We start from the raw sequence: 25235 nt of genomic DNA on the forward strand, positions 1-25235 counted from the left end.
GGTGCCCTCTCAGTAACTTGTTGGTTAGATATTCAACTGTAGCTAAGTGCAAATGCCGAGCCAGTTGGCGTCCGCCTCGTTTTTGCTTAGCCGGCTCTTCAATCCGACAACTTCGCTATATACCGCGATGCACTCTCTCTCGCTTGGCGATCTATATCTTCGATCTGATAAATCGATTCGACTGGCTCAACGTCGTGCATCTCCAAGGCGTGGGCAACGATAGAAGGAATATCGAGAAAACCACAGCGCCCTTCGAGGAAGGCCTCAACTGCACTTTCATTTGCTGCGTTCAGAACCGCTGGTGCTGTGCCACCTGTCCGACCTGCAGCGTACGCCAGGTTCAGGCAGGGAAATGTCTCTGTATCCGGTGCTTTCAACTTTATCGCATCGAAGGATGTGAGATCTATATTGGGGCAAGGTATCTCCCAGCGCTCAGGATATGAGAAGGCATATTGAATCGGTATGCGCATATCGGTTGCACCAAGATGCGCGAGAATTGAGCCGTCGGAGTATTCGACCATTGAGTGAATCAGCGATTGTGGGTGCACAATTACCGAGATGCTTTCGTAACCCACACCGAACAGGTGGTAAGCCTCGATAACCTCAAGCCCTTTGTTCATCAAAGTCGCTGAATCAATGGATATCTTCGGACCCATCTTCCAGGTTGGGTGCTCAAGTGCCTGCTTGGCCGTGACTCCGACGAGCTGATCGGAGGTAAAGTCGCGAAAGGGACCTCCAGACGCAGTTAGCCACAGGCGAGACACGAACCTAGTGTCAGAGCCACCCAGGCACTGGAATATCGCCGAGTGCTCCGAGTCAACTGGTCGCAAAAGACCTGGTTTGAGAAGGGGCCGAATAAGCTCACCGCCGACAACAAGCGATTCTTTGTTAGCGAGAGCCAAAATCTTGCCGGCAGAAAGAGCTGCAAGAGTAACTCTCAGCCCAGCGGATCCAACCATTGCGTTTAAAACGATGTCGGCATCCGGGTGTTGAGCCAGATCAACCAGCGCATCCGAACCGGCCTCGACATTGATGTGACCATATCCTGCATCAGCAAGATGACCTCGAGCCTCGCTGGCGGCCTTTTCATCGGCAAGCGCGATATTGTCTACACGCAATGCGATCGCTTGCTCGGCGATTACTGCCGAGCTCCTGTGGGCGGCAAGTCCAATTAGGCGAATTCGATCAGGATACTTTTCTGCCACTTGAATTGCCTGAACTCCGATCGACCCGGTTGAGCCGAGCAGGATTACGTTGAGTGGCCGGCTCATGATCATGCGCCCATCAACAGATAGAGGTAGAACGCAACCGGCGAAACCACGATTAGACTGTCAAAGCGATCCAGCATTCCGCCGTGCCCAGGAAATATCCTTCCCGAATCCTTCACACCCGCCTCACGCTTAATTCGAGACTCGAGTAAGTCACCTGCCACAGCCGTCAGTGCGATGCAAGCGCCGATCACGATCAGCTCGTAAAGCTCGAGATTGGCTTGTGGAAAGAGCGACAGGGCAGCCCATGTAGCAACTGTAAAGACAGCTCCACCAAAGAACCCTTCCCAGGACTTCTTCGGAGATATCCTTGGCGCCAGTTTATGTTTTCCGAAAGCAGATCCAATAAGGTAAGCAAATACATCATTGGCCCACACGCCTAAGATTGTAGCTAAAGCTATGATCAAACCGGATTCCAAGTTATGCAGCAACACCAGATGAGAAAGCATGAATCCGATATAGATCGCGCCAAAGATAGTTACAGCGCACTCCGAGGTACGCAAGCCGAGCAGTAAACAGTGCACAAACATGCAAAGAAGTGCCCCTAGGGCCGTCGCAGCAATCAGGCCAGAATAGCCACCATAAGCAGCGGCTAGCGGGAGTGCGCCCGTCATTGCGATTCCAAGAAAATCGGTAGTGTACTTTTGGTTCGGTCGTATGATGCGGTATAGCTCCCGTACTGAGGCCATCGATATCAGCGAGAAAAGTACGCCGACACCCGTGGTTTGGCCATAAAAAACCACGAGAAGCATAATCGCGGCTATTCCTCCGCCAGTCAGAACTCGAACCGCAAACCCTGAAAGCAGTTTTAGCGCATCGATGGCGGGACCCTTACCCGTCATTCACTGCCCCCGAACCGCCTGTGTCTGCCCTGATACTCCACTATGGCTTGGAGCAGCTCGTGACGGTCGAAATCAGGCCACAGAGTATCAGTGACCCAGAGCTCAGAGTACGCGATCTGCCACAACAGAAAGTTCGACAGTCTCATTTCACCACTCGTTCTTATCACGAGATCTGGATCCGGAACCTGGGCGGTATAGAGATGAGCCGAAAAGAGGGTCTCATCGATTGAGTTTGGAGTTATAGCCCCATCAAGACAAGCTTCCGCAATCTTCCTAGTCGCTCGAAGTATGTCGTCACGACCACCATAGTTCAGAGCTACAACTAAAGTCATTGCAGTGTTGTTCGTAGTTTCAAGTTCACATTTACGAAATGCATCGGCTGTAAGTGCAGGTAACTGCTCGCGATTTCCTGCCACAATTACTCGAACTCCCATCTTTTGGATATTTGAAAGCTCTTGTTGTAGCACTTCCACGAAAAGATCCATCAATCCAAATACCTCATTGGCTGGGCGAGACCAGTTTTCCGATGAGAAAGAGTAGATAGTCAAAGTTTTGACGCCAAGCTCCAAAGAGCACGCGATAGCCTCGCGTACAGCTTTGGTGCCTGCACGGTGACCGGCAAGCCGAGGTAATCCACGGCTTGCCGCCCAGCGACCATTTCCATCCATAATGATTGCAATGTGGCCAGGTATTTTTTCCAGATCGATCTTGTCTATCAATCCGGAGCCACTCCCCTTCGCAAAGAAAGAGCGCAATGAGGTATGTGATGGGGGCATCGGCTCCCTAGACCTCCATGATCTCTTCGTCTTTGCGCTTTAGCGTCTCATCAATGCGAGAGATATGCGCATCGGTGGCCTTCTGAACTTCAGCTTCAGCGCGCTTGAGGTCGTCCTGACTTATTGCCCCCTCTTTTTCCAGGCGCTTGAGTTTCTCATTGGCTTCACGACGGACATTGCGGATCGCAACTCTTGCCTCCTCGGCATACCCCTTGCACAGCTTGACTAGATCGAGCCTTCGCTCTTCATTCAGTGCCGGGAATGGCACCCTGATGATATTTCCATCATTCGAAGGGTTCAAACCCAAGTCAGAAGAGATTATCGCCTTTTCGATCGGCCCCAACATGCTCTTATCCCAAGGCTCAATGACCAGGAGCTGGGGTTCTGGTGCCTTGATAGCTGCAATCTGCGCTAGCGGAGTAGCCACTCCGTAATACTCGACCGTGATTCTGTCAAAAACCATAGCCGAGGCTCGCCCGGTACGAACACTAGCAAACTCCTGGGCAAGGACAGATACACTCTTATCCATATGCTCGGAAGCGCTCTTTATAATCTCCGATATCATTTTTGCACCCCACTTATTATCGTGCCGACATCCTGGCCCATAAGTGCTCTTTCGATATTTCCCTCCACTTGCATATTGAAGATCAAAATGGGCAGATCATTATCCATACAAAGCGATATTGCGGTGGAGTCCATTACCTGAAGTCCCTGACTCAGCACGTCGATGTAGGAAAGCTGCTCGTAGCGCTCCGCATCAGGGTCGAGGAAGGGATCGGCACTGTAAACACCGTCAACTTTGGTGGCTTTCATGATGCAGTCGGCACCGATTTCCAAAGCGCGCAGCGCGGCCGTTGTGTCTGTCGTGAAATAAGGATTTCCGGTACCAGCAGCAAAAATTACTACACGACCTTTTTCGATATGCCGAATCGCGCGTCGCCGGATGTATGGCTCAGCGAGAGCTTGCATCTCGATAGCGGTCATAACTCGTGTAAAAATGCCGTATCGCTCAAGGGCATCTTGAAGAGCAAGTGAGTTCATTACGGTAGCAAGCATCCCCATATAGTCTGCCTGAGCACGATCCATGCCTTTGGAGGATGCTGCTAAGCCCCGGAATATATTTCCGCCGCCCACAACAATCGAAACCTGAACACCTCTCTCAACTACAGGCTTGATCTGTTGGGCCAAGGACAAGAGAACCTCAGGATCGATGCCATACACTGCATCTCCCATAAGAGCTTCTCCTGACAGTTTTAGCAGCACTCGATTGAATCGGTATTCGCCCATGCGTGCGTCACCTCGCTCAAGGTCAAAAGCCAAACAGGGATATTGCGTCTTTCGACAAAACAGAATACAACAACGCGGCTCAAAAGGTACGACCTCGAACCGCGTTGCTCATTAATACTTTCGCTTCCTATGCGTTATCAAGAAGCTCCGCAATCGCCTAAAACGAAGCGCTCAAAACGCACAACCTGTGCAGACCCGCCGACGCCTTTTGCCACTGCTTCGACGTGTTTGCCAACAGTGAGAGAGTCATTTTTGACAAAGAGCTGCTCGAGCAAGGTGACCTCCTTGAAGAACTTCTCAAGACGTCCTTGCGCCATCTTTTCCTGAATTGCTTCGGGCTTCCCCGACTCTGCGGCCTGGGCCTTATAAATTGACAGCTCGTGCTCGATTGTTGAGCTAGAAACATCCTCACGGCCGACCGCATAGGGGGCAGCAGCAGCAATCTGCATAGCGACGTCTTTCCCAAGCTCAACAAACTCAGCCGAATTGGCCACATCAGCTGATGAAGCAGCAAGTTCAACCATTACCCCGATGTTACCTACACCATGAATGTATATGGTGATAGCGCCAAATTCCGAGGAAAGACTGTATCGGCTGAATCTCGACACACTGATGTTCTCCCCAATGCGCCCCACTGTTTCGCCGAGAACAGCTTCGAACTTTTCAGGGCGATCGAGAAAGTTTTGGGACATGAGTTCGCTGATATCGGCCGGAGAAGCTTGCCCCACATGGGCCGCAACCTGATTTGCGAAACCCTTGAAGTCGGCGTTGCGGGCGACGAAGTCAGTCTCGCAGTTGACCTCTGCCAGTGCGGCGATATTGCGTGAGTCACCTACCCAGCCAGCGATTACTCCCTCATTTGTCGCGCGGCTCGATTTTTTCGCGAGTGCAGCAAGTCCTTTCGTGCGCAGTAGATCTACCGCAGCATCGATATCTCCACCTGCCTCCAGAAGCGCATTCTTGCAATCCATCATCCCTGCGCCGGTAGTCTCGCGAAGCTCCTTGACCATTTTTGCTGATATTTCCATGACTCATCCATCCTTTGGCTTATTATGCCGCTGCCTGTCTGGCAATATCCGGGCGGCTACTGATCGTTTGGCTTTGTATCCGGGCCTTCTTTATTTTCATCTGCTGCGACTTCAGCACTCTGCTCCACAAGTTCTTCGGCAGCTGCAATTTTTGGAACGATAGGCTCTGTTTTCGACTCGACTAGCGGACCCTCAAAAACGGCCCTTCCATCGAGCAGTCCATCTGCTATGACCCTGCACATAAGGGCGATCGATCTGATCGCGTCGTCATTGCCAGGGATCACGTAATCAACCTCGTCTGGGTCACCATTTGTGTCAACCAGACCGATAATCGGGATTTTGAGGCGGCGAGCCTCGGCGACCGCAATCGCTTCGCGCTTTGTATCAACAACAAATATCGCCGATGGCAACTGGGTCATGTTGCGTATTCCATCGAGATTCTGGCGCAAGCCGCCCAACTCTTTTCTTAGCAGCAGCTGCTCCTTTTTCAGGAGAGCAGCCATTCTGCCGTCCTCCTCCATCGACTCTAGCTCAACCATCCGCGCAATTCGCTTACGCATTGTTACAAAGTTTGTCAGCATTCCACCAAGCCAACGGTGATTGACATAGTACTGTCCGGCCCGTTCGGCTTCAGCCTGAATGGGCTCCTGGGCCTGTTTTTTGGTTCCGACAAAGAGAACCTTGCCGCCTTGTTTGGCGATCTCATAGACAAAACTTCTCGCAAGCTCCAACTCTTTGAGCGTGCGCTGGAGATCAAGGATGTAGATCCCGCTGCGCTCTGTGAAGATGTATGGCTTCATCTTCGGGTTCCACCTGCGAGTTTGGTGACCAAAGTGGACTCCGGCCTCGAGCAGGCTCTTGATTGATACTACTGGCATTCTATTACCTCCTGTTTGGGTTAGCCCTCCGCATGCGTCATTTCCCGGGTGCGACCAGATCGCTACCGCGATCTGACACCTTGCACCGCAGGATCGGCATGCGTGCGTAATTAAAGCCCGAGCAGTCTAACACATCCAGGACATAGGCACACAACTATTACGTAGATCCCTTACCGCACATTTCGCAGATTAGATGTGCCTCGAACCAACCGGGTCGCTTGCTGTTTGGAACTAACTCCAGGAAGTACTCAGCCTCACATGCAGGACACCAAAAACGCCTGCGTAATCCGTTTTCCGAGATAAATCTTTCTACATCTCCCTCGCGGTCGCGAATGCGCAGGCGGTAACTGGTTGCAAGGTTCGCACGGTTGGCCGCATGATCGAGAACCAGTGCGATTTTCTCTACAACATCCGCAGGCTTGGCTTCATTCTTTACCAAATAATCTACTGCTCCGAGCTGCAGGCCGCGCTCAATATCGGCCTCCTGCCCGAGGTTACTCAAAACGATAACGGGAATGTCTTGTGTGCGCGGGTCGGCCTTTATTGCTTCCATCGCCTCAAGGCCGCTCATAACTGGCATGATCAAATCCAGCAATATTAGATCGATCGCCTCAGCTCTAAGTTGACTTAGTGCCTCAAGGCCATTCGATGCAACGTGTACCTGGTATCCCTCCTGTGCCAGTTTATCCGCATATATCTTTCTAATCAGATCGGTATCTTCGACTATCAGTACTGAGTGAGATGCCATGTGATGATCCTCTCTAGGTCATATTAGCCCGGAAGCATGGTGAAGTTTGGAGCGAAGTCTCAGAACCGCCCTAGTGTGAAGCTGACTGATTCGAGACTCAGTCACACCCAACACCTGCCCAATTTCCTTGAGGGTTAGGCCCTCGTAGTAGTAGAGGGCAATAACAACTCTTTCCCGTTCGGGGAGTCTTTCTATTGCATCTGTCAAAATCTCTCTAACTTCCGTGCTTTCGAAGACTGCAACTGGATCCTCTGCGGAAATATCAGCTATGGAGCCAGCCGCGTCACCACTGTCATCTCTGCCTGGATTAGCCCAAAACTCTTCAAAATATACAACTGAGGTATAACTCAACTTTGTGAAAATCAAGTGAAGTTCTTTGACAGATATACCTAATTTTTCAGCCACTTCACTATCATTTGGAGCTCGTTGCAATGTGTTTTCGAGAACGAAATACGCATTTTCAAGCTCCTTGGCCTTGGCTCTCAAGGAGCGTGGAACCCAATCCATAGCTCTAAGCTCATCTATGATTGCTCCCTTGATGCGAGCAATCGCGTATGTTTCAAACTTTATTCCGCGCTGTGGGTCGAATTTCTCGATCGCATCGATCAATCCAAAGATTCCATAGCTGATCAAATCACCTATATCAACGCTGTTTGGAAGACCCGAAGACACTCTTCCGGCCACATATTTTACAAGGGGAGAATAGTTCAAAATGAGTTTTTCTCTAGACCCAACACAACCCTTGTCTTTGAACGCATGCCACAAAGCCTCAATGTCAGACGAAGATTCGACTCTCATGTACTCGGCCCCTAGCGGGTATCTGGTATCAGGCACGCGGATGTGAAGTATTGTGTACTTCTTTTAGTCTTTTTCTGCCGACGTGAGTATAAATCTGTGTTGTGGACAGTGCAACGTGGCCGAGAAGCTCTTGAATCGTGCGAAGATCCGCGCCATTACTAAGCAGGTGTGTAGCAAAGGTGTGGCGAATCACATGTGGTGTTATTCCAGCTATATTCGCGCACTGACGAAATGCTGTTTGCATGCATACTCTGACCGAGTTACTGGAAAGACGATTACCCCGCTTGCTCAAGAAAAGTGCTTGAGTAAGATTCTGTTTGAGCAGGCGTGGACGCGAAAACTGTAGGTAATGAGAGATTCGGAGTCCCGCATATTGATGGAAGGGCACAATCCTCTCCCGTGACCCTTTTCCTAAAACCCTAATATAGCCTTCCTTCAGGTCAACGTCGGCTACATTGAGTCCTGTAAGTTCGGAAACCCTAATACCGGTTGCATAGAGCAATTCAATAATAGCGGCGTTCCGTGATCCAAGGATTGTCGAGTCGTCAAATACAGACAGCAGAACGGTAAGCGCGTCGCTGGGAACGGTTTTTGGCAGCACCTTGCTAAGCTTCGGCGTGTTCATTATCTCCGCTGGATTCTCTCGAATTACATTTTCTAGTTGAAGAAACTTGAAGAATGACCTCACGGCTGAAAATCGGCGAGCAATTGTTGTTCTGGCGTACCGAGCATGGTGCAGGCTTGAAAGGTACTGCCGTAGTTGCTGATGAGAAGGCCTGATGGAGTCAACGCCGTGCGCGTTGGCCCAACGTTGGTAGTCTGCCAAATCGGATGCGTAGGCTTTAACGGTGTTCTCTGACAAACGCCTATGCTCGGAGATGTTAGTGAGAAAGCTATCAAGCAGGCGCTCAGCCTCATTCATCGGAGTCAACTTTGAGCATCGGGTGGGACATGGTGTATTGCTTCGCTGATTCAACTGCCCGCAGACCATAGGCTTTGTAGCGCTCCCGCTTCGATCTAACGTGCGGATCCAGAGGCGGAACGAGTCCCCAGTTGACGTGCATGGGTTGGTAGTTGGTGGTTGCTGAGCTGGATGCATACTCAATGAGCGAGCCTAACGCAGTCTCTCTCGGCATAACGAAGGAAGGGTAGCCTTCGAGATCACAAGCAGCATTAATCGCTGCGATCATACCTCCGGCGATCGCCTCTGCATATCCTTCGGTTCCGACAAGCTGACCGGCCAGGCGAATATTTGGGTAAGCGCGCAGTGCTAGAGTAGAGTCGACCAAACTGGGAGAGTCGATAAAGGTGTTGCGATGCATGACACCTAGGCGAAAGTATTCAACATGCGCAAGCGCCGGAATGAGGGAAAAGACTCTTTTTTGCTCAGAAAATGTTAGGTTTGTTTGAAACCCGACCAAGTTATACGCACTTCTCTCAAGATTTTCGGATCTTAGTTGGAGTACTGCCCATGGCCTCAGTCCCGTTCGAGGATCAGTGAGGCCCACGGGCTTCATGGGGCCAAACCTGAGCGCATCATGCCCCTTGCGAGCGATTTCTTCAATTGGCTGACATGCGCAGAACAGTTCAGAGGATTCAAATTTCTTAGGGATAGATCGTTTTGCCGCCACTAATTCATTGACGAAAACATCATATTCGTCGCGGGATAGAGGGCAGTTCAAGTAGTCGGTCGGATTCCCCTTATCGTACCTTGCCTGGAAAAATGCCCTGGAAGTATCGATAGTCGCGGAATCGATAATCGGGGCAGCTGCATCGAAGAAGGCAAGTCTGCTATCACCCACATATTCAGATAGCGAGGCCGCAAGTGAATCGCTGGTCAAAGGTCCGGTTGCAACGATACAAACTCCATCAGGAATTACGGTGGCCTCTTCCCTGATCAGCGTGACCATCGAGTGACTCTCTATCATCTGCGTAACGCGGCTTGAGAAGCTCGTGCGGTTCACGGCGAGAGCTCCTCCAGCTGGAACCGAGCACTCAATTGCGGTTTTGAGTAGCGATGAGCCTAGTAGGGTAAGCTCTTTTTTAAGCGCACCGGCAGCTGTATCAGGATCGACACTTTTCAGTGAGTTCGAGCATACCAGCTCCGCCAAGTCATCACTGTGGTGCGCAGGGCTGCGACGGCTAGGTCGCATCTCATACAGTTCAACAGCTATTCCGCGGTTCGCCAGCTGAAGAGCTGCTTCGGAGCCAGCCAAGCCGCCGCCGAGAACGGAAACACGGCGCACATGGTTTTCTGATTGATAATGAAAAGGCATGTCGATGATTGTACTACTCTTGGGAATTTGTAGCCGATTATCCTGGACCGTATCTTCCATCGCTGTAACGCCGGACTGTCCCACTCTCCTCTAGCTCGCTCAGGCGTCTTGCAACGGACACAATATCCATACCAAGTGAGTGTGCCAAATCATCGGGGCGCATCGCTTGCGCAAGCAACGCTAGGCGCACAGGGTCATCTTCATCCGCAGATCCGGATGCTTCATGGGATGATAATGTGATAGGTGCACCAAGCCATCCAGCCAACTCACTGATATCGCAGACGGGTACCGCTCCCTGTGCAAGGAGCCTGTTGCAACCCCTGGAGGTGGGTGAAAATATTGAGCCAGGCACCACAAAAACTTGTCCACTACCGTTAAGTTTGTAGTCAACCGTCGAAAACGTACCTGATGGCAGTGCGGCCTCGGCAACTAGCAGATGATCTGATATTGCCGCAATAATTCGATTTCTAAGGCGGAAAGTCCACTTTGCCGGCCTCATGCCCCAAGGGCACTCCGAAATTACTAAGTGCTTCAGGCGAATCTCATCCAACAGTGTGATTGCACTCGAGGGATAGCTCACATCACAACCGCATCCGAGAACTGCAATGGTCTTACCCCCGCACTCGATTGCTGCTCGATGTGCCACTTGATCGCAGCCGATTGCTGCACCTGAAACCACAGTGTATCCGTTGCTTGCGCTCCACTCGGAAAACATTCTCGTAGCTTTGATTCCATATGGCGTAGCCTTGCGCGCTCCGATTATCCCTATTGTTGGAGTTTCCAATAGGTCCTGCTTCCCTATTCCGAAGATTGTTTTCGGTGGATCAACACAGTTCAACCTCAATTTCTCAGGACAATTCGGGGATGACAGATCAATTTCAAACCTTTTCAACTTTGGGCTCCTGTCGTAGAGCGATAAACTGTGGCTTCCAAAATATGCTCGGTATCAACGCGCTGTACATTTGCGATGTCAGCGACGGTTCGGCTGACTCTTAGAATTTTGGTTATGGCTCTCCCTGAGAGGTGCTGCTTTGCAGCGAAATCGAGTAGCCGCCCTTCAGCCGACTCCGTCAAGTCGCACGACCGATGCAGCTGTTTTCCTGACAGCCGAGAGGCAAGACAACCGTCGCGGCGGAGAGCAACTTCGCGAGCTGACATAACTGCTGTGCGAGCCTGGGCAGTTGACACTCCCTGAGCCCCAGAAAAGAATCTGGATGGATCCACTCTATCAATCCGTAGATTTAGGTCTATCCTGTCAATCAGCGGCCCGCCGATGCGGTTCATATAGCGATCAATTACCTGTGGTGGGCATTTACATGGATGCTGAAAGTCTCCGGCATATCCGCAGGGACACGGGTTTGATGCGGCAACCAAAGTGAATTGCGCTGGATAAGATATTCTTCCTTCGGCTCGAACTAAAGTGATTACTCCATCTTCCAGCGGTTGCCTTAGTGACTGAAGAGCTGATGGCGCGAAGTGTGTCATCTCATCGAGAAATAACACCCCGTTATGAGCCAGTGAGATCTCTCCGGGCCTCAGTGGGACGCCTCCTCCAACTAGTCCTGTAAGAGAGCAGGAATGGTGTGGTGCACGAAATGGGCGCTTCCCCGCGAGATAGAGCTCTTCGTCAAATCCAGCAACTGAATATAGTAATGCTGTTTCGAGGGACTCGCGTGGCGTCAAATCGGGAAACAATCCTGCAAGCCTTTTGGCCAACATCGTTTTTCCTGAACCCGGGGGACCCACAAACATAATGTTGTGATTTCCAGCCGCCGAAACGATGAGTGCCCTGCGGGCGAGGTCATGCCCTGCTATATCTGCCAGATCCAACGAGCAACTATCGCTTCGTATTGCAGTCCCTTGTTCGTGTATATGCGTGGGTCGCTTCTTTGGATCAAGTGCCCTGAGCGAGCTGATGGGTATATAGTTGATTCCCGGTAGCGAAGACGCGTATTTCGTGGCTTGGGTAGGACCAATAAATGTTTTCAAGCAATCCCTTGCCCCTATTAGGTGTGCCAGGAGCCCGGGGACGCTACGCAACCCTCCATCAAGCGACAGCTCGCCAGCCAAGTGAGCACCATCAATGCTCTGAGGTGATAACTGGCCGGTAGCAACAAGGATTCCAGCGGCTATCGGAAGATCAAAACCTGTGCCGTGCTTGCGCAAGGGCGATGGCGCCAAGTTCACCACTATCCTTGCGTTGGGGAAAGTGTACCCTGAGGCTCGCAGCGCCGAACGTACTCGCTCCCTTGCTTCCTGAACTGCGGTGTCACCTAAACCCACAAGGTGAAATGAAGGAAGTCCTGGTCCTACATCAACCTGAACCTCAACCGGGATCGCCTCGGTACCCATTATGGTCGCAGTCGCGACCTTGCACTGTCCGTGGCCACTCATTCTACGATGAACGCACTTCGCTGATGTCTCAGTATTGCTCTATCTTCAGCAACTACCTGAATTGCAATGACATCAAATCTGACACTTAGATCACCGGTCCCCTTAGAAGATAGATATGTTTCAGCAAGCCTCGTAATTCTCCTCTGCTTCCTCCAAGACACCGCTTCTTCCGGCATACCCATTCGACAGCCGCGTCTCGTCTTCACCTCAACGAGCACCAAAACATCCTCATCCAGGGCTATTATGTCAATCTCCCCGGATTTACATCTCCAGTTTCGACACAAAATGGTAAGGCCGCTGCGCTCTAAATATGCAGCGGCAGCGTCCTCCCCGCGCTTGCCAATCTCCTTGGTGTGCATTCGACCCCCTTGAATACTGAATACTGCAGTTCAGTTTGAAGGCTAAGTCGAATCAGAATCTTACTGGCATCTATCCAATATATTCAGCTGCCCAGAGCATGGCTTGAAGCTACGTCTATGTAAGGGAGTGAGGCCGTGAGTAGCAATGGCGCGGAGATGACCTTTGGTCCCGTAACCCTTATTGTTCAGAAAATCATATTCTGGGTATAGATCGTGAGCCCCATCCATAATCGAATCTCTAGCGACTTTCGCGATAACGGACGCCGCAGCAATGGCGGCAACACGCTTGTCGCCGGAGATAATTCCTTTCTCAAATTGGTGGATGCCCAAAGGGTGCCCGTCAGTGAGCACATGGTCGCATTCACAGGAAAGTTCACCCAAAGCGAACTGCGCCGCTTTCTTAAGTGCACTACCGAGACCCAGGCTATCGATCTCCATGACAGGTATATGAACAATCGCATAGCTTGAGCAGATAGATCTCAGTCTAGATGATATCTCGAGTCGCTTGGCCGGTCGCAGTAATTTGGAGTCATTCAGTCCAGGGATATCAGATTCAGGCCCCAGGACAATTGCGCAGACTGTTAATGGACCGGCAAGTGCGCCCCGTCCAACCTCATCAATGCCAGCGATATGAATCGCCCCAGTTTTCCGTAGCTCGTTCTCAAACTCGAACAGATCAACATTGGTTGAAAAGTCCGAGTTGCGAGTCACAGGCTAGTACGAGCGCTCCTTGAGCCTCGCCGCCTTACCGATTTTGTCGCGGAGGAAGTAAAGCTTGGAGCGTCTGATCTTTGCACGACCCACTACTTCGATCTTTTGAATCTTTGGCGAGTGTACGGGAAACTTTCTTTCGACCCCAGTACCGAACGATATCTTCCTGACCGCAAATGTTTCACGATTTCCAGATCCATGGCGGCTGATTACAACCCCTTGAAAGACCTGTATGCGCTCACGAGTGCCTTCAACGACACGGTAGTGAACCTTGATGGTATCACCGACCTGAAAGACCGGAAGGTCATCACGAATCTGCTGCTGTTCAAGTGCGCGAATAATGTCCAATTGAGCTTCCTTTGATCAAGATAACTGTTTAGTCTTTGAGAATTATGGGTCAAGACACAAACATGCATGCTACCCCACATATAAGCGATTACGCAAGACCATCGGCAACAATTTTGAATCGACTATCGAATAAAGCAAGAAGTTGAATAGCTACCCTTATCGCAGTATGGCATATGGACCCGGATGTATTTCGAATTCTGAATTTCCGTTAGAAGTGTCGCCGGCAGATTTGTGCAACGCACGATATCTTCAATGGTGGCAGGACCGGGATCTTTTCTCCTGCTCATGGCGCCAAAAACCTTAAAATTATATAGGCTCCAGAGGTACGAAATCGCCAGCCAGCAAGCTGCCATAAATACTGTTAGCACTGCGATTCTAATAAAGTCCGTAAAATCGCCAAAAATAATCAATTGGTTGAGCAGCAGGGATGAGCCAAAAATCCAGGCAGCTATCGAGACTATGAGCTGGACTGACCAAAATAATATGTAGGTCCATCCCGCAGCTGTGATTGCCCCTTCGAGGGCCGTGACCCTAAATTTTTGTTTGCGCTTGATTATCATAAGGTGATACCTCTGTCTGGACTTTCCCATGTAGCGTAAGCTTTTTTTCGGCCTAAAAGAACTTTTGGAATCGCTCTAAGAATTACTGCAGCATTAAAGTACCAGTACAAGAAGGGGTACCAGATAGCCCAAACATAATACCTCATCAGATTATGTTCATATCTTCTCTCGATGAGCAACGCAGCAAAGAACTGAATCATGCAAACAAGCGCCAGGTATGCTCCAGCCCAAAATACAGGGATGACAATGGTTGAACCGGAAAGTGCATACATAAAGAACAGCACAATTGTAATAAGCCAGCATATCGCCCAAATTACGCTCACAGCCTGTTCTATGTAAACTGGAATAAGCCTTTTTTGTTTGAAGTCAAAAAGGACATCACGGTGTCTTACAAGCACTTCAAGTCCTCCTTGAGCCCAGCGTACTCGTTGGCGCCATAGACCCCTGATAGTTTCAGGTACCAACATCCAGCAGATAGCGCGAGGTTCATATCTTACATCCCAAGACCTTCGCTGTAGTTTCCAGGTCACCGCGATATCTTCCGTGATCATGTCTAGGTCCCACATACCACAATCAAGCAGTGCTTTTTTCCGGAAAGCGGCAATAACACCCGAAACAGTAGTAATCTTCCCCAATATTCTTTGAGTGCGCTTAATGAGGCCAACTATACTTGCATACTCGCAAAGCTGGACTCGGGCCAGAAGCGAGCTCCTGTTTCTCACTCGCGGGTTGCCCGTGACGGCACCCACTCTTGCCCCGGTGCCCGGAGTAGTGAAGTGTGGAACGATATACCGTAGGGCATCTTTGTCCAATAGCGCGTCGGCGTCTACCGTGACCAAAATTTCACCTTTTGCCACTACCAAGCCAACTGATAAAGCGTTTGCCTTTCCAGCATTTTGCTCTAAATCAATGATCCTGAGTCTCGGATTACTATCCTTTAATCTGGAGAGTAGTTCCAAAATATTATCAGTGCTACCGTCACTGATAACAATGATCTCGTAATCGGGGTAGTTGAGATCGCCATGCCAGGTAACGGTCTCTTCGATAACATCAGCTTCGTTATAGCAGGGAATCAATATCGAGACCAATGGCGTTTGGGTTAGAGGCAGTGGTTCCATGCGTTCGCGTCTGAAGTAAAACAACGCCCCGCCCATGAGCCACACAACACTCATAACCAAAGGGTACCAAAATACAAATGCAGCTAAGTATTGAAGTGCGACTGGCAACATGTCCCCCCGTGGGAAGTTAGACGATATAAGTACTTAGCAAAAGTACAAAAATCTTACAATCAAAGGCATATCACAACTCACCCCATCGAGCAATTGGCCAATATATGGCGAAGGCACGAGCCTTGATACTCTCAATCGGCTGTGCTCCGAATACACGACTATCGGAGCTGTTCGGCCGGTTATCCCCCATCAACCATACATGGCCTTCAGGAATTGTTGCCGGTAGCTCGGCGGATGCCGCCTGGGTTACCGAGGACGCAGTGTAGGATTCAGGCAGTGGCTCATTGTCAATGTATACCTTGCCGTCTCGAATATCGATAGTCTGACCCTCGACAGCAACTATTCGCTTGATCAGCTGAGGGTATACGCCGCCGGGGTCATCAAATACGACAATATCACCAGCGACGGGTTGCGAAAATCGATAGGAGATTTTCTCGGCCAATACGCGATCGCCGACCATGATCGTCGGTTCCATCGAGCCTGTGGGGATGATGAAGGGCTGAAGGATAAAGGCTTTGATGCCTTGAGCCAACAGAAAAGCAAGGGCGATCATGAACACGGTCTCTAGCAGCCATCGCCCTATACCTGGTGAATTGCGGCGATGTTTCGCTTGTGGAACTGAATCCCCGGGGTTGCCTGTATCTTGCGAAGCGATATGGTTAGAGGTTTTGATCTCGGAGGTCATCGATCGGTCCTGCTCCTTTCGAGCTCATCATCTGCGATAGCGCGCTCACTTTGAGATAGTTCGACCAAGTCTAGCAGGTCGGGCCGAAAACGTGATGTAATTCGCAGCGCCTGTTCTCGGCGCCAAGCCTCAATCTGAGCGTGATTGCCGCTCCTCAGCACGGCTGGGACATCCATGTTTTCGAATACTGGTGGACGAGTGTATTGTGGGTACTCGAGCAGCCCTTCGACGAAGGACTCTTCTTCGGTTGACCTGTGATCACCAAGCGCCCCAGGCAGAAGTCTGGTAATGGCATCAATGACAAGCATTGCCGGAATCTCTCCCCCGCTGACAACGTAGTCTCCTACAGAAATAATTTCGTCAGCCAGGGTATAAACTCTTTCATCAAAGCCCTCGTAACGGCCGCAGACAATGAGAATTCGCTCAAGCTCACTCAGTCTTTTGGCAACCGGCTGCTTGAAAGTTCTACCCCTAGGCGACAGGAAAATTACATGTGGCCGAGGAGTTTCGATCGCCGATATTTCCCTAACTGCATCGAAGATGGGACCTGGCAGCATAACCATGCCGGGGCCGCCGCCGTAAGGGTAGTCGTCTACGGTTCTATGAGTGCCCTGGGACCAGTCGCGCAGGTCGTGAAGGTGGATGTTCAGGATAGACTTCTCACGCGCAATGCGCAGGATCGAAGTCGCAAGTGGCGCCTCGAAAACCTCGGGAAAGATCGTCAGTACATCAATTCTCATCGATAAGGTCTTCACTGATAAGTCCGTCGAGTAGACGAACGTTTACGGTGCCGGAATCCGGATCCGTGCTACGGACAACATAATCGATAACAGGAATCAGGACTTGATTCCATCTTCCCCCTTCAACGACCCAAACATCGTTGGCCCCAGTATGGATGACCTCATTGATAACGCCGAGCTCGCCGAGTTTCTCATCCATGACCTTGTATCCAATCGGGTTTAGTGCGGCGTCATCATCCGATACATCAAGAAGGTCACTCGCCGCGGCGATCAGGCGCGCACCTTTGAGAGCCGATGAATGGTTCCGGCACTCTATCAAGGAAAGTTTGATCAAAAGCCCTTTGGGCCCCGGCCTTACCGACTCGATAGTCAACGGTCCGAAATCTTCACCCGGCGGAACGACCCATACAGTCATCCCGCATCGAAGCTCTGCTGAGTGGCTGGTGGGAAAAACAATAACTTCACCTGTGCCGCCATGAGCCCCTAGAATTGTGCCGATAGTGGCATAAGGAAAACGCGACACGATCTCATCCGACAACGTCAACTTCTACCAAATCACCACTGCAGCTCGCAGCAGCCCGCGCAAGTGTGCGTATCGCTTTGATAATACGGCCCTGTCGGCCAATAACCTTGCCGACATCGGCCGGATCGACAGATATCTCGAAACGAACCACATCACCAGAGGTGGCACGAGTGATCGATACCGAGTCTGGGGAATCAACCAACGAAGTGACCAGAAACCTGACCAGCCCTTCGATGTCTGTCTTATCCGTAGTATCCAATGCGTCGTCCATCAATTTATTCGCTGGAAACGGGGTCAGATGTCGACGAAGCGGCATCCTTTGCTATCTGATAAAGCTTGGCGGTTGTCTCTGTCATCTCGGCGCCATTCGATATCCACTGCTCAACCTTCTCAAGATTTAGCTCAATTGTGGAAGGCTGGGTCCGTGGATTGTAACGTCCAAGAATCTCTATGAAGCGACCATCGCGTGGAGAACGCGAATCAGCAACAACTACTCGGTAAAAAGGGGCCTTTTTTGCGCCAGCGCGCGCAAGGCGAATCCTGACTGACAAACCTTCACCTCCGGTCGGGGTGGCTATCCTTAGCCACTATGCAAGCAAAACGGGATACATAATACGACATCCTAGGCACACGGTCAAAACTTGAACTTACCAAGACCCCCCTTTTTGCCCTTGCCCATTCCCTTGACGAGCTTTTGTGTCTGCGCAAACTGCTTTAGCAGCTTATTGACATCGGAGACGGCAGCCCCTGACCCTGCCGCGATACGCGCACGCCTCGAGCCTTTTATGATCTGCGGCTTGAGTCGCTCCTCGGCGGTCATAGATTGAATTATCGCGGCAATGCGATCAAGCTGTTTTTCATCCATGTCAGGAATGGATTCCTTGATCTTTCCGGAGCCGGGCAAGAGCTTTAGCAATGAGGCGATACCGCCCATCTTCTTGATCTGCCTAAGTTGTTCCAGGAAATCCTCGAGCGTGAATTGACCGGCTTTCAGGCGCTGCTCTAGGTCATGAGTGTCTTGTGTGTCAGCTGTTTGTTGCGCCTTCTCGATAAGCGAGAGAATGTCACCCATGCCGAGTATTCGCTTGGCCATGCGGTCAGGGTAGAAAACCTCAAAGGCATCGAGTTTCTCGCCTGTGCCCGCAAACATTACGGGGCGTCCCGTTACAGCCTTTACCGACAGCGCCGCGCCTCCTCGGGCATCGCCATCAAGTTTGGAGATGATGACGCCATCGAAGTCCACACGCTCGGCAAATGCGCGCGCTGCGTTTACCGCGTCTTGACCTGTCATGGAGTCGACAACCATAAGCACCTGGTCGGGGCGAGTGGTCGACTTGATCCTGGCTGCCTCCGACATCATCTCTTCATCGATATGAAGTCGGCCTGCGGTATCTATGATCACCAAATCGCGCATGGTCGCTATCGCTTGTTTCACGCCATCAGCGGCAATTTTAGCGGCGTCACTTCCCTCTCCGCGATACACGGGGATCGAAAGTTCACGACCCAAGGCTTCGAGCTGATCGATAGCGGCAGGACGATATATGTCACAAGCGACAAGAAGAGGATGCCGTCCTTGTTTGCGTAGATGATTTGCCAACTTTGCGCTGGCAGTGGTTTTACCTGAACCTTGAAGTCCGACTAACATGATGATGTTGGGAACTCTGCTTGGGAGAACAAGTCGGGATTCGGTTGACCCAAGTAGCGAAGTCAGCTCTTCGAGAACGATCTTAATGACGCTCTGCCCGGGGGTGAGGCTCTTTGCGACCTCCTGGCCGACGGCTCGGGGTCGAATCGAAGCGACAAGTTCTTTGACCACTGCAAAGTTCACATCGGCCTCAAGCAGTGCCAGGCGGATCTCACGCAGCGCCGCCTCGACATCCGCCTCGGAAAGCCGCCCTTTTCCCGTGAGACCCTTAAATATCGCTTGAAGGCGTGTTGTCAGGTTGTCAAACATCTTTTGTTCTTCTGCCTTTCAGTTCATGATCGTTATGCGATTGAGTGGTGCGACAATCGCTACTACTTCTCCGGCGACGCGCTCCAGCGAAACGGGGCCAAATACTCGGCTATCCAAAGATACAGGCCGATTGTCGCCGAGCACAAACACTTCATTTTCACCTAAAGAGGTCAAAGGATACGATATATCTCCCGGCGAAAGGACTTTAGGGTAAGTGTCCGGCTCAGGTCTTCCGTTGACGAAGGCGAGCCCTGATTTGACCTCTACTTCATCGCCGGGCAAGGCAATGACTCTTTTGATCAGACTGGGCAAGGCAACAGAGTTGTCATCGTGTTTGCGAGTCAACAATATTATGTCTCCACGCCCAGGCTCTCGGTAATCGCGGGTAATAAGGGCGACGTCATCGATTTCTATTGTTGGGTACATTGAAGGTCCATCGACCCGCAGCACCTGATGGGTGACATTGAGTACGATCACGACAAGAATAAACAGAGCAAGCAGCACCCACAAGGACAGTGCGACAGCGACCTGGCGAGCCCGGGAGTACCCAGGGTTATTGCCTGGCGCGGTCATCGCGGATCGACGCCAACTAAAGCACAGGCGAAATCGAGTGGCATAAAGGGCTTCAGATCCTCAATATCCTCGCCAAAGCCTATCCTGAGGACCGGCAACTGTAGCTCTCTGGAGATGGCGACAACGATACCTCCCTTGGCAGTTCCATCCAACTTGGTGAGAATGAGCCCGTCAAGAGTGAGCGATGAATGAAACTGTCTAGCTTGCGCCAGGCCATTTTGCCCGGTTGTTGCATCTATCACGAGCACTGTTCGAACCGGAACCTGGCTTGTACGCTTGACAACGCGCTGAACCTTTTCAAGCTCTCGCATCAGGTCGATCGAGGTGTGAAGTCGTCCGGCGGTATCGATCAGGGTCAAATCGGTACCCTTGCTCTTCGATTCCTCGACAGTATCAAAAGCAACCGCGGCAGGATCTTCGCCCCGGCTTCGGCTGATGACCGGAACACCTGCTCTGCCCGCCCAAACCTCAAGTTGCTCGTTGGCGGCAGCACGAAAGGTATCAGCAGAGCCGAGAAGAACGCTCCTGCCCTCATCTACCGCTTGTTTTGCAAGTTTGCCGACGGTAGTGGTTTTTCCGCTGCCGTTGACGCCGACCATCAGCACAACAGCATTTCCTGCAAGCGGATCGTCAGCCATCACCGGAAACTCATCGGCGATCTCTTGTGCGAGGTGATTCAGCACCGATGCGGTATCCGGTAGAGATTGCCTGACAGCTATTTTTCGCAGTCGGCCAACGATGTCATCGGTAGCGGTAACTCCCATATCCGAGGCGATCAGCGCGTCTTCGAGCTCACTCCAAAACCCCTCATCGACGATGGGTTTTCGAACGAGGGCGTTAAAGTGGCCTGTTAGAGCCTCACGGCTCTTTGCAAGCTGATCGGAAAGGCGTCTATACCAGGGTGCGACCATCTGTCTTGCTCCCGATCGTCTCGCGTTGAAGTTTTTGACTCAGAAGCTTTGTGACTCCGTCCGCATGCATGCTCGCGCCATACAAGACATCGGCCATCTCCATTGTGCGGCGTTGATGTGTAATGACTATAAACTGCGTTTGCTTCCGCATGGATTCGATAAATACAATGAATCGCCGCAGGTTTGTGTCGTCTAGGGCCGCGTCGACCTCATCTAAAACGTAAAATGGACAAGGCCGCGACCGATATAGCGCAAAAAGCAGTGCGAGTGCTGTTAGTGATTTTTCGCCGCCGGACATCAGCGACATCTTGGTGAGTCTCTTTCCGAGAGGCTGGGCTGTGACCTCGATTCCGGTTGCCTGAAAATCATCGGGATCGGTCAGGGTAAGTGCGCCTGAGCCACCGGGGAAAAGTTGCGAGAATATGTTCTGGAAGTTTATCGCGACCTCCTCGAAGGTCTCGATAAACCGCATCTTCATCTTTCTGTCGATGGCCGCAATGACCTTTGATAGAGCCTGACGTGAAGCGATTACGTCCTCGACAGATGCCGATATCCTCGACAGCCTCTCCTCAAGGGCTTTGTGCTCCTGAACCGCTATAGGGTTTACCGGCCCCATCGCACCAATCTTTCTTTGGAGCGCTCGGAGTTTTTCCTCGGTTGCTGCACGATTGTCGAGAGGTGGCTGCTCGATCGCAATCTCAAGTGGAACCTTGAGTTCGCTGACAATCCGGTTGACTGCTGTGCTCACTTGAACTTCAAGCCTGCCTTTGACCACCCGGATATCTCCGATTACTTGTGCGATCTCCTCGTGCTCCTTTTGGATGGCGCGAACCTCATCTTGGGCAGAGTGAATACTGTCACGCAAACTCTGGGAGTCAGCTTGCTCAAAGCGCGCGCGGTCGAGAAGCTTTGACGCCCAGTGCTCGGCGCGCTCGAGTAACGCTGAATAGAGATCGTGGACGGGTTGTACACGCTGCCGCAAAAGCTCAAGCGCAACTTCACTCTGGCGAGCGGCCTCGATGGCTGTTTGCAGATCAGAAAGCTCAGCAGTGATCGAAGCAATCTGGCGCTTGAGGTGAACCTCGCGCTCGGAGACGGTGGCGATCTCCACCTGACAGGTCGACAGACGCTGATTGACGGCGCTTTCGTCTCGGAACTTGTTCTCCTGCAGCTGCTTAGAGTCGGCTACCAGTTCATCGGCCTTTTGAAGCTCGGTGACTGTAGAAGTCATATCGTGCTGGATTTGCTTTAAGTTGGGAGTCAGGGTTTCGGTTCTCGCATTTACCTCCGAAATCCTCGCAGAACCCCTGGCTTCATCCGCGCTGAGGCCGGAAAGCTCACTTTCGAGTCTGCCGATCTCATCGCGAAGCGATTCGCGAGAGCCAACGATTGAGGCAAGCTGCTGTCCCAGCTCAAAAGCATCCTGCTGAGCAAGCCCAAGCGCCTCCTCGGCGCTAGTTACGGACGCCTCCAGCTCGTCAGCCTTGGCTACCTCGGCCTCGATTAGATCGGTAAGCTCATTCATGCGACGCTGACGCTCCAGGACTCCGGCGCTATCCGAGATCGACCTTCCTACAGTCAGCTTCCCGCTCGGCCAGAGCGTCTCACCGGATAACGTTGCGATTCGGCCAGAAAGCGGGCCGGTCGACATTGCAGACGCGAGATCATCTGCAACCAAAACATCGCCGAGAAGGGCGTTTAGCGCCGGCCGGTACTCATCTTTGCACTCAATAAGGTCGACAACCCTGATAAATCCTTCCGGTGCGGCAGGAAGCGTTTGTGCGGCGGTCGCGACAGGTACAAGCGAGACTTCACCCGCCGTCTGCCCGCTCAGCTCTTTTGCAATCGCGGCGGCAACCTTTGTGTCGGCGACTAGCAACGCGAACAGATCGGCGCCCAAAACGTGCTCTACTAGCTGCTCGTACTCGGGCGAGACAGATATGTGCTCGACCAATGATCCAACGATGCCAGGAAACTTTCGCTCTTGCGAGAGTATCCATGCGACTGCCGGCGCGGCGGAGGCAAACGCTCTCTCGACCTCCTCAAGGCCACGAACCTCTGCGCGCAGTGATGAGACTTTGTCCTGCATATCCCTGAAATCGCGGCGCTTGCTGTCGAGGACACGAACGCGCTTGTCGACATCCGCATCTGCAAGGGCCCGGTCTCGGGTAAGTTTCGTTACCTGCTGGTCGACCTGTTCAAGCTTGGATCTGCGAGCGGAAAGCGTCGCCGTCAACTTGGCGCGTTGCTCCTTCACCTGATTGAGATGCTCCGCGATTAGCTCGGCCTCTAGCTGCGCAGATGCGACGCTCTGCTCGATTCTCGCGCTCTCTTCTTTCAGGGTATCGAGGGTTTTTCGCAGCCGCCGTGCTTGCCCTGAGGCCTGGGCGAAGGACTCATCGGCAGCAAGGCGATCTTTGCGAGCGGCTTCGGCCTCACGCCTAAGCTCTCCGAGGAGAGCATATTGCGCCTTGAGTGAAGCATCGGTTTCTTGCTGCTTCTCTCGCAACGAAACTAGCTCGGATTCACGCACGGCGGTTCGCGATTGACTCTGGTGAACTTTCGCGCGCAGCTCCGAGAGCCGCTCGATCAGATTCTTGCCCTTCTCTTCAAGAAGAAGCAGCCCGGAGCTCAATCGCTCCAGCACCGATTGGAGTCTGCGCCTTTGCTCGGAGAGGTCTCCGACAAACAAGCCCTTCTCCTCAAGAAGCAGCTGAAACTTCGAAAGCTCCTTTTGCTTTTCTGAGAGGCGGTATTGGGCGATCTCGGCGGATGCCTGGGCTTCGCGGTCTTCCTTATCTCGCTTGTTCCACTCCTGCTGCAGCGCACGAAGGTCATCAACGGCCAAGGAAACCTCGACTTCCTTGATCTTCTCGGCGAGCACATGGTGATCCTGGGCCCTTGTAGCCTGCCTTGCGAGCGGCTTGAGCTGTCGCTCGATCTCGCCCATCAGGTCGCGCGCACGCTGTATGAAGCTATCGATCCCGGCAAGCTTGCGGACCGCTCGCTCCCTGCGCCTCTTGTGCTTGAGTACGCCGGCTGCCTCCTCTACAAGCGCCCGCCGGTCTTCAGGACGAGAGCTTAGAACCTCCTCCAGTTGACCTTGACTGATGATGGAGTACGTTGCCCGGCCCAATCCCGTGTCGTGCAGCAGCTCGTGGATGTCCATGAGGCGACATGGCGTGCCGTTTAGCAGGTACTCACTCTCCCCGCTACGATACATCCTGCGAGTTATCGCAATCTCGGAGAAATCGAGAGGCAAGGTCGAGCAGGTATTATCGAGGACAAGGTCGACTTCGGCTACGCCCAACGCCTTGCGTGCCGAGGAGCCAGCGAAGATGACATCCTCCATGGCTTGTCCCCGTAGCGCCTTTGCGGACTGCTCGCCGAGAACCCACAAAACGGCATCTGTTACATTGGACTTCCCGGATCCGTTGGGGCCGATAACTACAGATATGCCAGGCTCGAAGGAGAGTGCCGTTTTGTCGGCAAAGGATTTGAAACCCTTCAGCGTGAGAGATTTCAGATGCAATGCGGCCCTTTCCTGGTTGCGGTGTAAAAGCTTGATCCTTCCACCGATTGAAAGGTGAAAGCGTCAGAATTCTACCACGCTAACGCTCTCGCGGTAGAAAAAGTGAGCCTCCTTCATCGGCGAAACTTAAGCAATGCGGTGGCAGCGGCTAGCGCTTGAGCCTCCTTCTTCGACCTTCCTGTGCCCTCACCCAAAATCTGTCCATCGATTATCACTTTGGCGGAAAATATTGCCTGGTGCGGCGGTCCCTCGACTTTGGTGATCTCATAGACGGGTTCCAGCCCGCACGCCTGCGCACGCTCCTGAAGAACCGATTTCGGGTGTCCTGCCATCTCGGATATCTCGGGAGTAATTCTGTGAGCCAGAGTCCTTAGAACGAATCGTTTCGCCTCATGCAATCCGGCATCGAGATAAACGGCACCAACTACCGCCTCAAAGCAGTTCTCCAGAGCAGACGCCAATCCCCTGTTTGCGGTGTTCCTCTCGCTGCCGCCCAAAATCAACAGCTCAGCTAAGCCGAGCTCGTCGGCGGCTTCTGTAAGCACCGAGCCTGAAACAACCGCGATCTTCATCTTGGTCATGTCGCCTTCGGACATCGCGGGGAACTTCCGGTATATTTCGTCAACTACGATCATCGAAATGACCGCATCGCCGAGAAACTCCAATCGCTCGTAGTCACTGCTAACGAGTCCGTCGGTCACAGCGCTCGGATGAGACAGTGCCTGCAATGCGATCTCCCGGTTGGTGAAGCGATGAGACAGCGCAAGTTCAAGCGCGGCGATTCGAGCCTCTTTATCCAGGGCAGCCATCAAGAG

At 52.1% G+C, this 25235-nt stretch carries 28 protein-coding genes; all 28 read right to left on the reverse strand.

Going from position 1 to position 25235, the window contains the following annotated elements; all coding sequences use genetic code 11:
- Positions 1-98 precede the first annotated feature (98 nt).
- Complete coding sequence (gene dxr / locus KGZ89_05580; protein ID MBS3974321.1) at positions 99-1271, reverse strand: 1-deoxy-D-xylulose-5-phosphate reductoisomerase; 1173 nt, start codon at positions 1269-1271, stop codon at positions 99-101.
- Positions 1272-1273: 2 nt separating this feature from the next.
- Entirely contained in the window at positions 1274-2110 is an 837-nt protein-coding gene (locus KGZ89_05585; protein MBS3974322.1) for a phosphatidate cytidylyltransferase, read from the reverse strand.
- Positions 2107-2886 carry an isoprenyl transferase gene (locus KGZ89_05590; protein MBS3974323.1) on the reverse strand — a complete coding sequence of 260 codons (780 nt, stop codon included), beginning with the start codon at positions 2884-2886 and terminating at the stop codon, positions 2107-2109. The genes KGZ89_05585 and KGZ89_05590 overlap by 4 nt, the downstream gene beginning before the upstream one ends.
- Positions 2887-2893: 7 nt before the next feature.
- Positions 2894-3451, reverse strand: coding sequence for a ribosome recycling factor (frr, locus tag KGZ89_05595; GenBank protein ID MBS3974324.1), 558 nt, complete (start codon positions 3449-3451; stop codon positions 2894-2896).
- On the reverse strand, positions 3448-4173 hold the full coding sequence (locus KGZ89_05600) for a UMP kinase (protein MBS3974325.1): 726 nt from the start codon (positions 4171-4173) through the stop codon (positions 3448-3450). The genes frr and KGZ89_05600 overlap by 4 nt, the downstream gene beginning before the upstream one ends.
- 137 nt (positions 4174-4310) lie before the next feature.
- Positions 4311-5201 (reverse strand): elongation factor Ts, encoded by an 891-nt coding sequence (locus KGZ89_05605; protein ID MBS3974326.1) that lies wholly within the window; start codon positions 5199-5201, stop codon positions 4311-4313.
- A gap of 56 nt (positions 5202-5257) precedes the next feature.
- A complete protein-coding gene (gene rpsB, locus KGZ89_05610) occupies positions 5258-6079 on the reverse strand; it encodes a 30S ribosomal protein S2 (GenBank protein MBS3974327.1) in 822 nt (273 codons plus the stop codon).
- Positions 6080-6236: 157 nt separating this feature from the next.
- Positions 6237-6827 (reverse strand): response regulator, encoded by a 591-nt coding sequence (locus tag KGZ89_05615; GenBank protein MBS3974328.1) that lies wholly within the window; start codon positions 6825-6827, stop codon positions 6237-6239.
- Positions 6828-6845: 18 nt separating this feature from the next.
- Complete coding sequence (whiG, locus tag KGZ89_05620; GenBank protein ID MBS3974329.1) at positions 6846-7625, reverse strand: RNA polymerase sigma factor WhiG; 780 nt, start codon at positions 7623-7625, stop codon at positions 6846-6848.
- A gap of 28 nt (positions 7626-7653) precedes the next feature.
- On the reverse strand, positions 7654-8547 hold the full coding sequence (locus KGZ89_05625; protein MBS3974330.1) for a tyrosine recombinase: 894 nt from the start codon (positions 8545-8547) through the stop codon (positions 7654-7656).
- Positions 8540-9901, reverse strand: coding sequence for a methylenetetrahydrofolate--tRNA-(uracil(54)-C(5))-methyltransferase (FADH(2)-oxidizing) TrmFO (gene trmFO / locus KGZ89_05630; protein ID MBS3974331.1), 1362 nt, complete (start codon positions 9899-9901; stop codon positions 8540-8542). The genes KGZ89_05625 and trmFO overlap by 8 nt, the downstream gene beginning before the upstream one ends.
- A gap of 37 nt (positions 9902-9938) precedes the next feature.
- Complete coding sequence (locus KGZ89_05635; protein MBS3974332.1) at positions 9939-10793, reverse strand: DNA-protecting protein DprA; 855 nt, start codon at positions 10791-10793, stop codon at positions 9939-9941.
- Positions 10790-12295 carry a YifB family Mg chelatase-like AAA ATPase gene (locus KGZ89_05640; protein ID MBS3974333.1) on the reverse strand — a complete coding sequence of 502 codons (1506 nt, stop codon included), beginning with the start codon at positions 12293-12295 and terminating at the stop codon, positions 10790-10792. Before KGZ89_05640 ends, KGZ89_05635 begins: the two co-directional genes overlap by 4 nt.
- A complete protein-coding gene (locus KGZ89_05645; GenBank protein MBS3974334.1) occupies positions 12292-12654 on the reverse strand; it encodes a YraN family protein in 363 nt (120 codons plus the stop codon). Before KGZ89_05645 ends, KGZ89_05640 begins: the two co-directional genes overlap by 4 nt.
- Before the next feature lie 60 nt (positions 12655-12714).
- Positions 12715-13365 carry a ribonuclease HII gene (locus KGZ89_05650; protein ID MBS3974335.1) on the reverse strand — a complete coding sequence of 217 codons (651 nt, stop codon included), beginning with the start codon at positions 13363-13365 and terminating at the stop codon, positions 12715-12717.
- Positions 13366-13368: 3 nt separating this feature from the next.
- Entirely contained in the window at positions 13369-13713 is a 345-nt protein-coding gene (gene rplS, locus KGZ89_05655) for a 50S ribosomal protein L19 (GenBank protein MBS3974336.1), read from the reverse strand.
- 122 nt (positions 13714-13835) lie between these two features.
- Positions 13836-14273: a poly-beta-1,6-N-acetyl-D-glucosamine biosynthesis protein PgaD gene (pgaD, locus tag KGZ89_05660; GenBank protein ID MBS3974337.1), complete on the reverse strand. Its 438-nt coding sequence runs from the start codon at positions 14271-14273 to the stop codon at positions 13836-13838.
- A complete protein-coding gene (pgaC, locus tag KGZ89_05665; protein ID MBS3974338.1) occupies positions 14270-15502 on the reverse strand; it encodes a poly-beta-1,6 N-acetyl-D-glucosamine synthase in 1233 nt (410 codons plus the stop codon). Before pgaC ends, pgaD begins: the two co-directional genes overlap by 4 nt.
- 70 nt (positions 15503-15572) lie before the next feature.
- Positions 15573-16187 carry a signal peptidase I gene (lepB, locus tag KGZ89_05670; protein MBS3974339.1) on the reverse strand — a complete coding sequence of 205 codons (615 nt, stop codon included), beginning with the start codon at positions 16185-16187 and terminating at the stop codon, positions 15573-15575.
- Positions 16184-16927 carry a tRNA (guanosine(37)-N1)-methyltransferase TrmD gene (gene trmD / locus KGZ89_05675; GenBank protein MBS3974340.1) on the reverse strand — a complete coding sequence of 248 codons (744 nt, stop codon included), beginning with the start codon at positions 16925-16927 and terminating at the stop codon, positions 16184-16186. The genes lepB (KGZ89_05670) and trmD overlap by 4 nt, the downstream gene beginning before the upstream one ends.
- Positions 16917-17465 (reverse strand): 16S rRNA processing protein RimM, encoded by a 549-nt coding sequence (gene rimM / locus KGZ89_05680; GenBank protein MBS3974341.1) that lies wholly within the window; start codon positions 17463-17465, stop codon positions 16917-16919. The genes trmD and rimM overlap by 11 nt, the downstream gene beginning before the upstream one ends.
- Entirely contained in the window at positions 17455-17685 is a 231-nt protein-coding gene (locus KGZ89_05685) for a KH domain-containing protein (protein ID MBS3974342.1), read from the reverse strand. Before KGZ89_05685 ends, rimM begins: the two co-directional genes overlap by 11 nt.
- A gap of 40 nt (positions 17686-17725) precedes the next feature.
- Positions 17726-18001, reverse strand: coding sequence for a 30S ribosomal protein S16 (gene rpsP, locus KGZ89_05690; GenBank protein ID MBS3974343.1), 276 nt, complete (start codon positions 17999-18001; stop codon positions 17726-17728).
- 83 nt (positions 18002-18084) lie between these two features.
- On the reverse strand, positions 18085-19404 hold the full coding sequence (gene ffh / locus KGZ89_05695; GenBank protein MBS3974344.1) for a signal recognition particle protein: 1320 nt from the start codon (positions 19402-19404) through the stop codon (positions 18085-18087).
- Between the two features lie 18 nt (positions 19405-19422).
- The gene (gene lepB, locus KGZ89_05700; GenBank protein ID MBS3974345.1) at positions 19423-19977 is read right to left on the reverse strand and encodes a signal peptidase I; all 555 of its coding nucleotides are present in this window, start codon (positions 19975-19977) and stop codon (positions 19423-19425) included.
- Complete coding sequence (gene ftsY, locus KGZ89_05705; GenBank protein ID MBS3974346.1) at positions 19974-20888, reverse strand: signal recognition particle-docking protein FtsY; 915 nt, start codon at positions 20886-20888, stop codon at positions 19974-19976. The genes lepB (KGZ89_05700) and ftsY overlap by 4 nt, the downstream gene beginning before the upstream one ends.
- Positions 20869-24420: a chromosome segregation protein SMC gene (smc, locus tag KGZ89_05710; protein MBS3974347.1), complete on the reverse strand. Its 3552-nt coding sequence runs from the start codon at positions 24418-24420 to the stop codon at positions 20869-20871. The genes ftsY and smc overlap by 20 nt, the downstream gene beginning before the upstream one ends.
- Positions 24421-24533: 113 nt before the next feature.
- On the reverse strand, positions 24534-25229 hold the full coding sequence (gene rnc, locus KGZ89_05715) for a ribonuclease III (GenBank protein MBS3974348.1): 696 nt from the start codon (positions 25227-25229) through the stop codon (positions 24534-24536).
- Positions 25230-25235 lie beyond the last annotated feature (6 nt).

The sequence above is a fragment of the Actinomycetota bacterium genome, assembly GCA_018334075.1.
In the GTDB taxonomy this organism is placed as follows: domain Bacteria; phylum Actinomycetota; class Coriobacteriia; order Anaerosomatales; family UBA912; genus JAGXSC01.

Coding starts and splice junctions, on each gene's coding strand:
- KGZ89_05625 (MBS3974330.1), bottom strand. CDS start 8,547: ATGAATGAGGCTGAGCGCCTGCTTGATAGCTTTCTCACTAACATCTCC.
- rnc (MBS3974348.1), bottom strand. CDS start 25,229: ATGGCTGCCCTGGATAAAGAGGCTCGAATCGCCGCGCTTGAACTTGCG.
- KGZ89_05605 (MBS3974326.1), bottom strand. CDS start 5,201: ATGGAAATATCAGCAAAAATGGTCAAGGAGCTTCGCGAGACTACCGGC.
- KGZ89_05590 (MBS3974323.1), bottom strand. CDS start 2,886: ATGCCCCCATCACATACCTCATTGCGCTCTTTCTTTGCGAAGGGGAGT.
- dxr (MBS3974321.1), bottom strand. CDS start 1,271: ATGAGCCGGCCACTCAACGTAATCCTGCTCGGCTCAACCGGGTCGATC.
- rpsB (MBS3974327.1), bottom strand. CDS start 6,079: ATGCCAGTAGTATCAATCAAGAGCCTGCTCGAGGCCGGAGTCCACTTT.
- KGZ89_05640 (MBS3974333.1), bottom strand. CDS start 12,295: ATGAGTGGCCACGGACAGTGCAAGGTCGCGACTGCGACCATAATGGGT.
- pgaC (MBS3974338.1), bottom strand. CDS start 15,502: ATGTTGCCAGTCGCACTTCAATACTTAGCTGCATTTGTATTTTGGTAC.
- lepB (MBS3974345.1), bottom strand. CDS start 19,977: ATGACCGCGCCAGGCAATAACCCTGGGTACTCCCGGGCTCGCCAGGTC.
- KGZ89_05585 (MBS3974322.1), bottom strand. CDS start 2,110: ATGACGGGTAAGGGTCCCGCCATCGATGCGCTAAAACTGCTTTCAGGG.
- KGZ89_05600 (MBS3974325.1), bottom strand. CDS start 4,173: ATGGGCGAATACCGATTCAATCGAGTGCTGCTAAAACTGTCAGGAGAA.
- frr (MBS3974324.1), bottom strand. CDS start 3,451: ATGATATCGGAGATTATAAAGAGCGCTTCCGAGCATATGGATAAGAGT.
- KGZ89_05645 (MBS3974334.1), bottom strand. CDS start 12,654: ATGCACACCAAGGAGATTGGCAAGCGCGGGGAGGACGCTGCCGCTGCA.
- ffh (MBS3974344.1), bottom strand. CDS start 19,404: ATGTTTGACAACCTGACAACACGCCTTCAAGCGATATTTAAGGGTCTC.
- pgaD (MBS3974337.1), bottom strand. CDS start 14,273: ATGATAATCAAGCGCAAACAAAAATTTAGGGTCACGGCCCTCGAAGGG.
- trmFO (MBS3974331.1), bottom strand. CDS start 9,901: ATGCCTTTTCATTATCAATCAGAAAACCATGTGCGCCGTGTTTCCGTT.
- ftsY (MBS3974346.1), bottom strand. CDS start 20,888: ATGGTCGCACCCTGGTATAGACGCCTTTCCGATCAGCTTGCAAAGAGC.
- whiG (MBS3974329.1), bottom strand. CDS start 7,625: ATGAGAGTCGAATCTTCGTCTGACATTGAGGCTTTGTGGCATGCGTTC.
- trmD (MBS3974340.1), bottom strand. CDS start 16,927: ATGAGAATTGATGTACTGACGATCTTTCCCGAGGTTTTCGAGGCGCCA.
- KGZ89_05615 (MBS3974328.1), bottom strand. CDS start 6,827: ATGGCATCTCACTCAGTACTGATAGTCGAAGATACCGATCTGATTAGA.
- lepB (MBS3974339.1), bottom strand. CDS start 16,187: ATGACCTCCGAGATCAAAACCTCTAACCATATCGCTTCGCAAGATACA.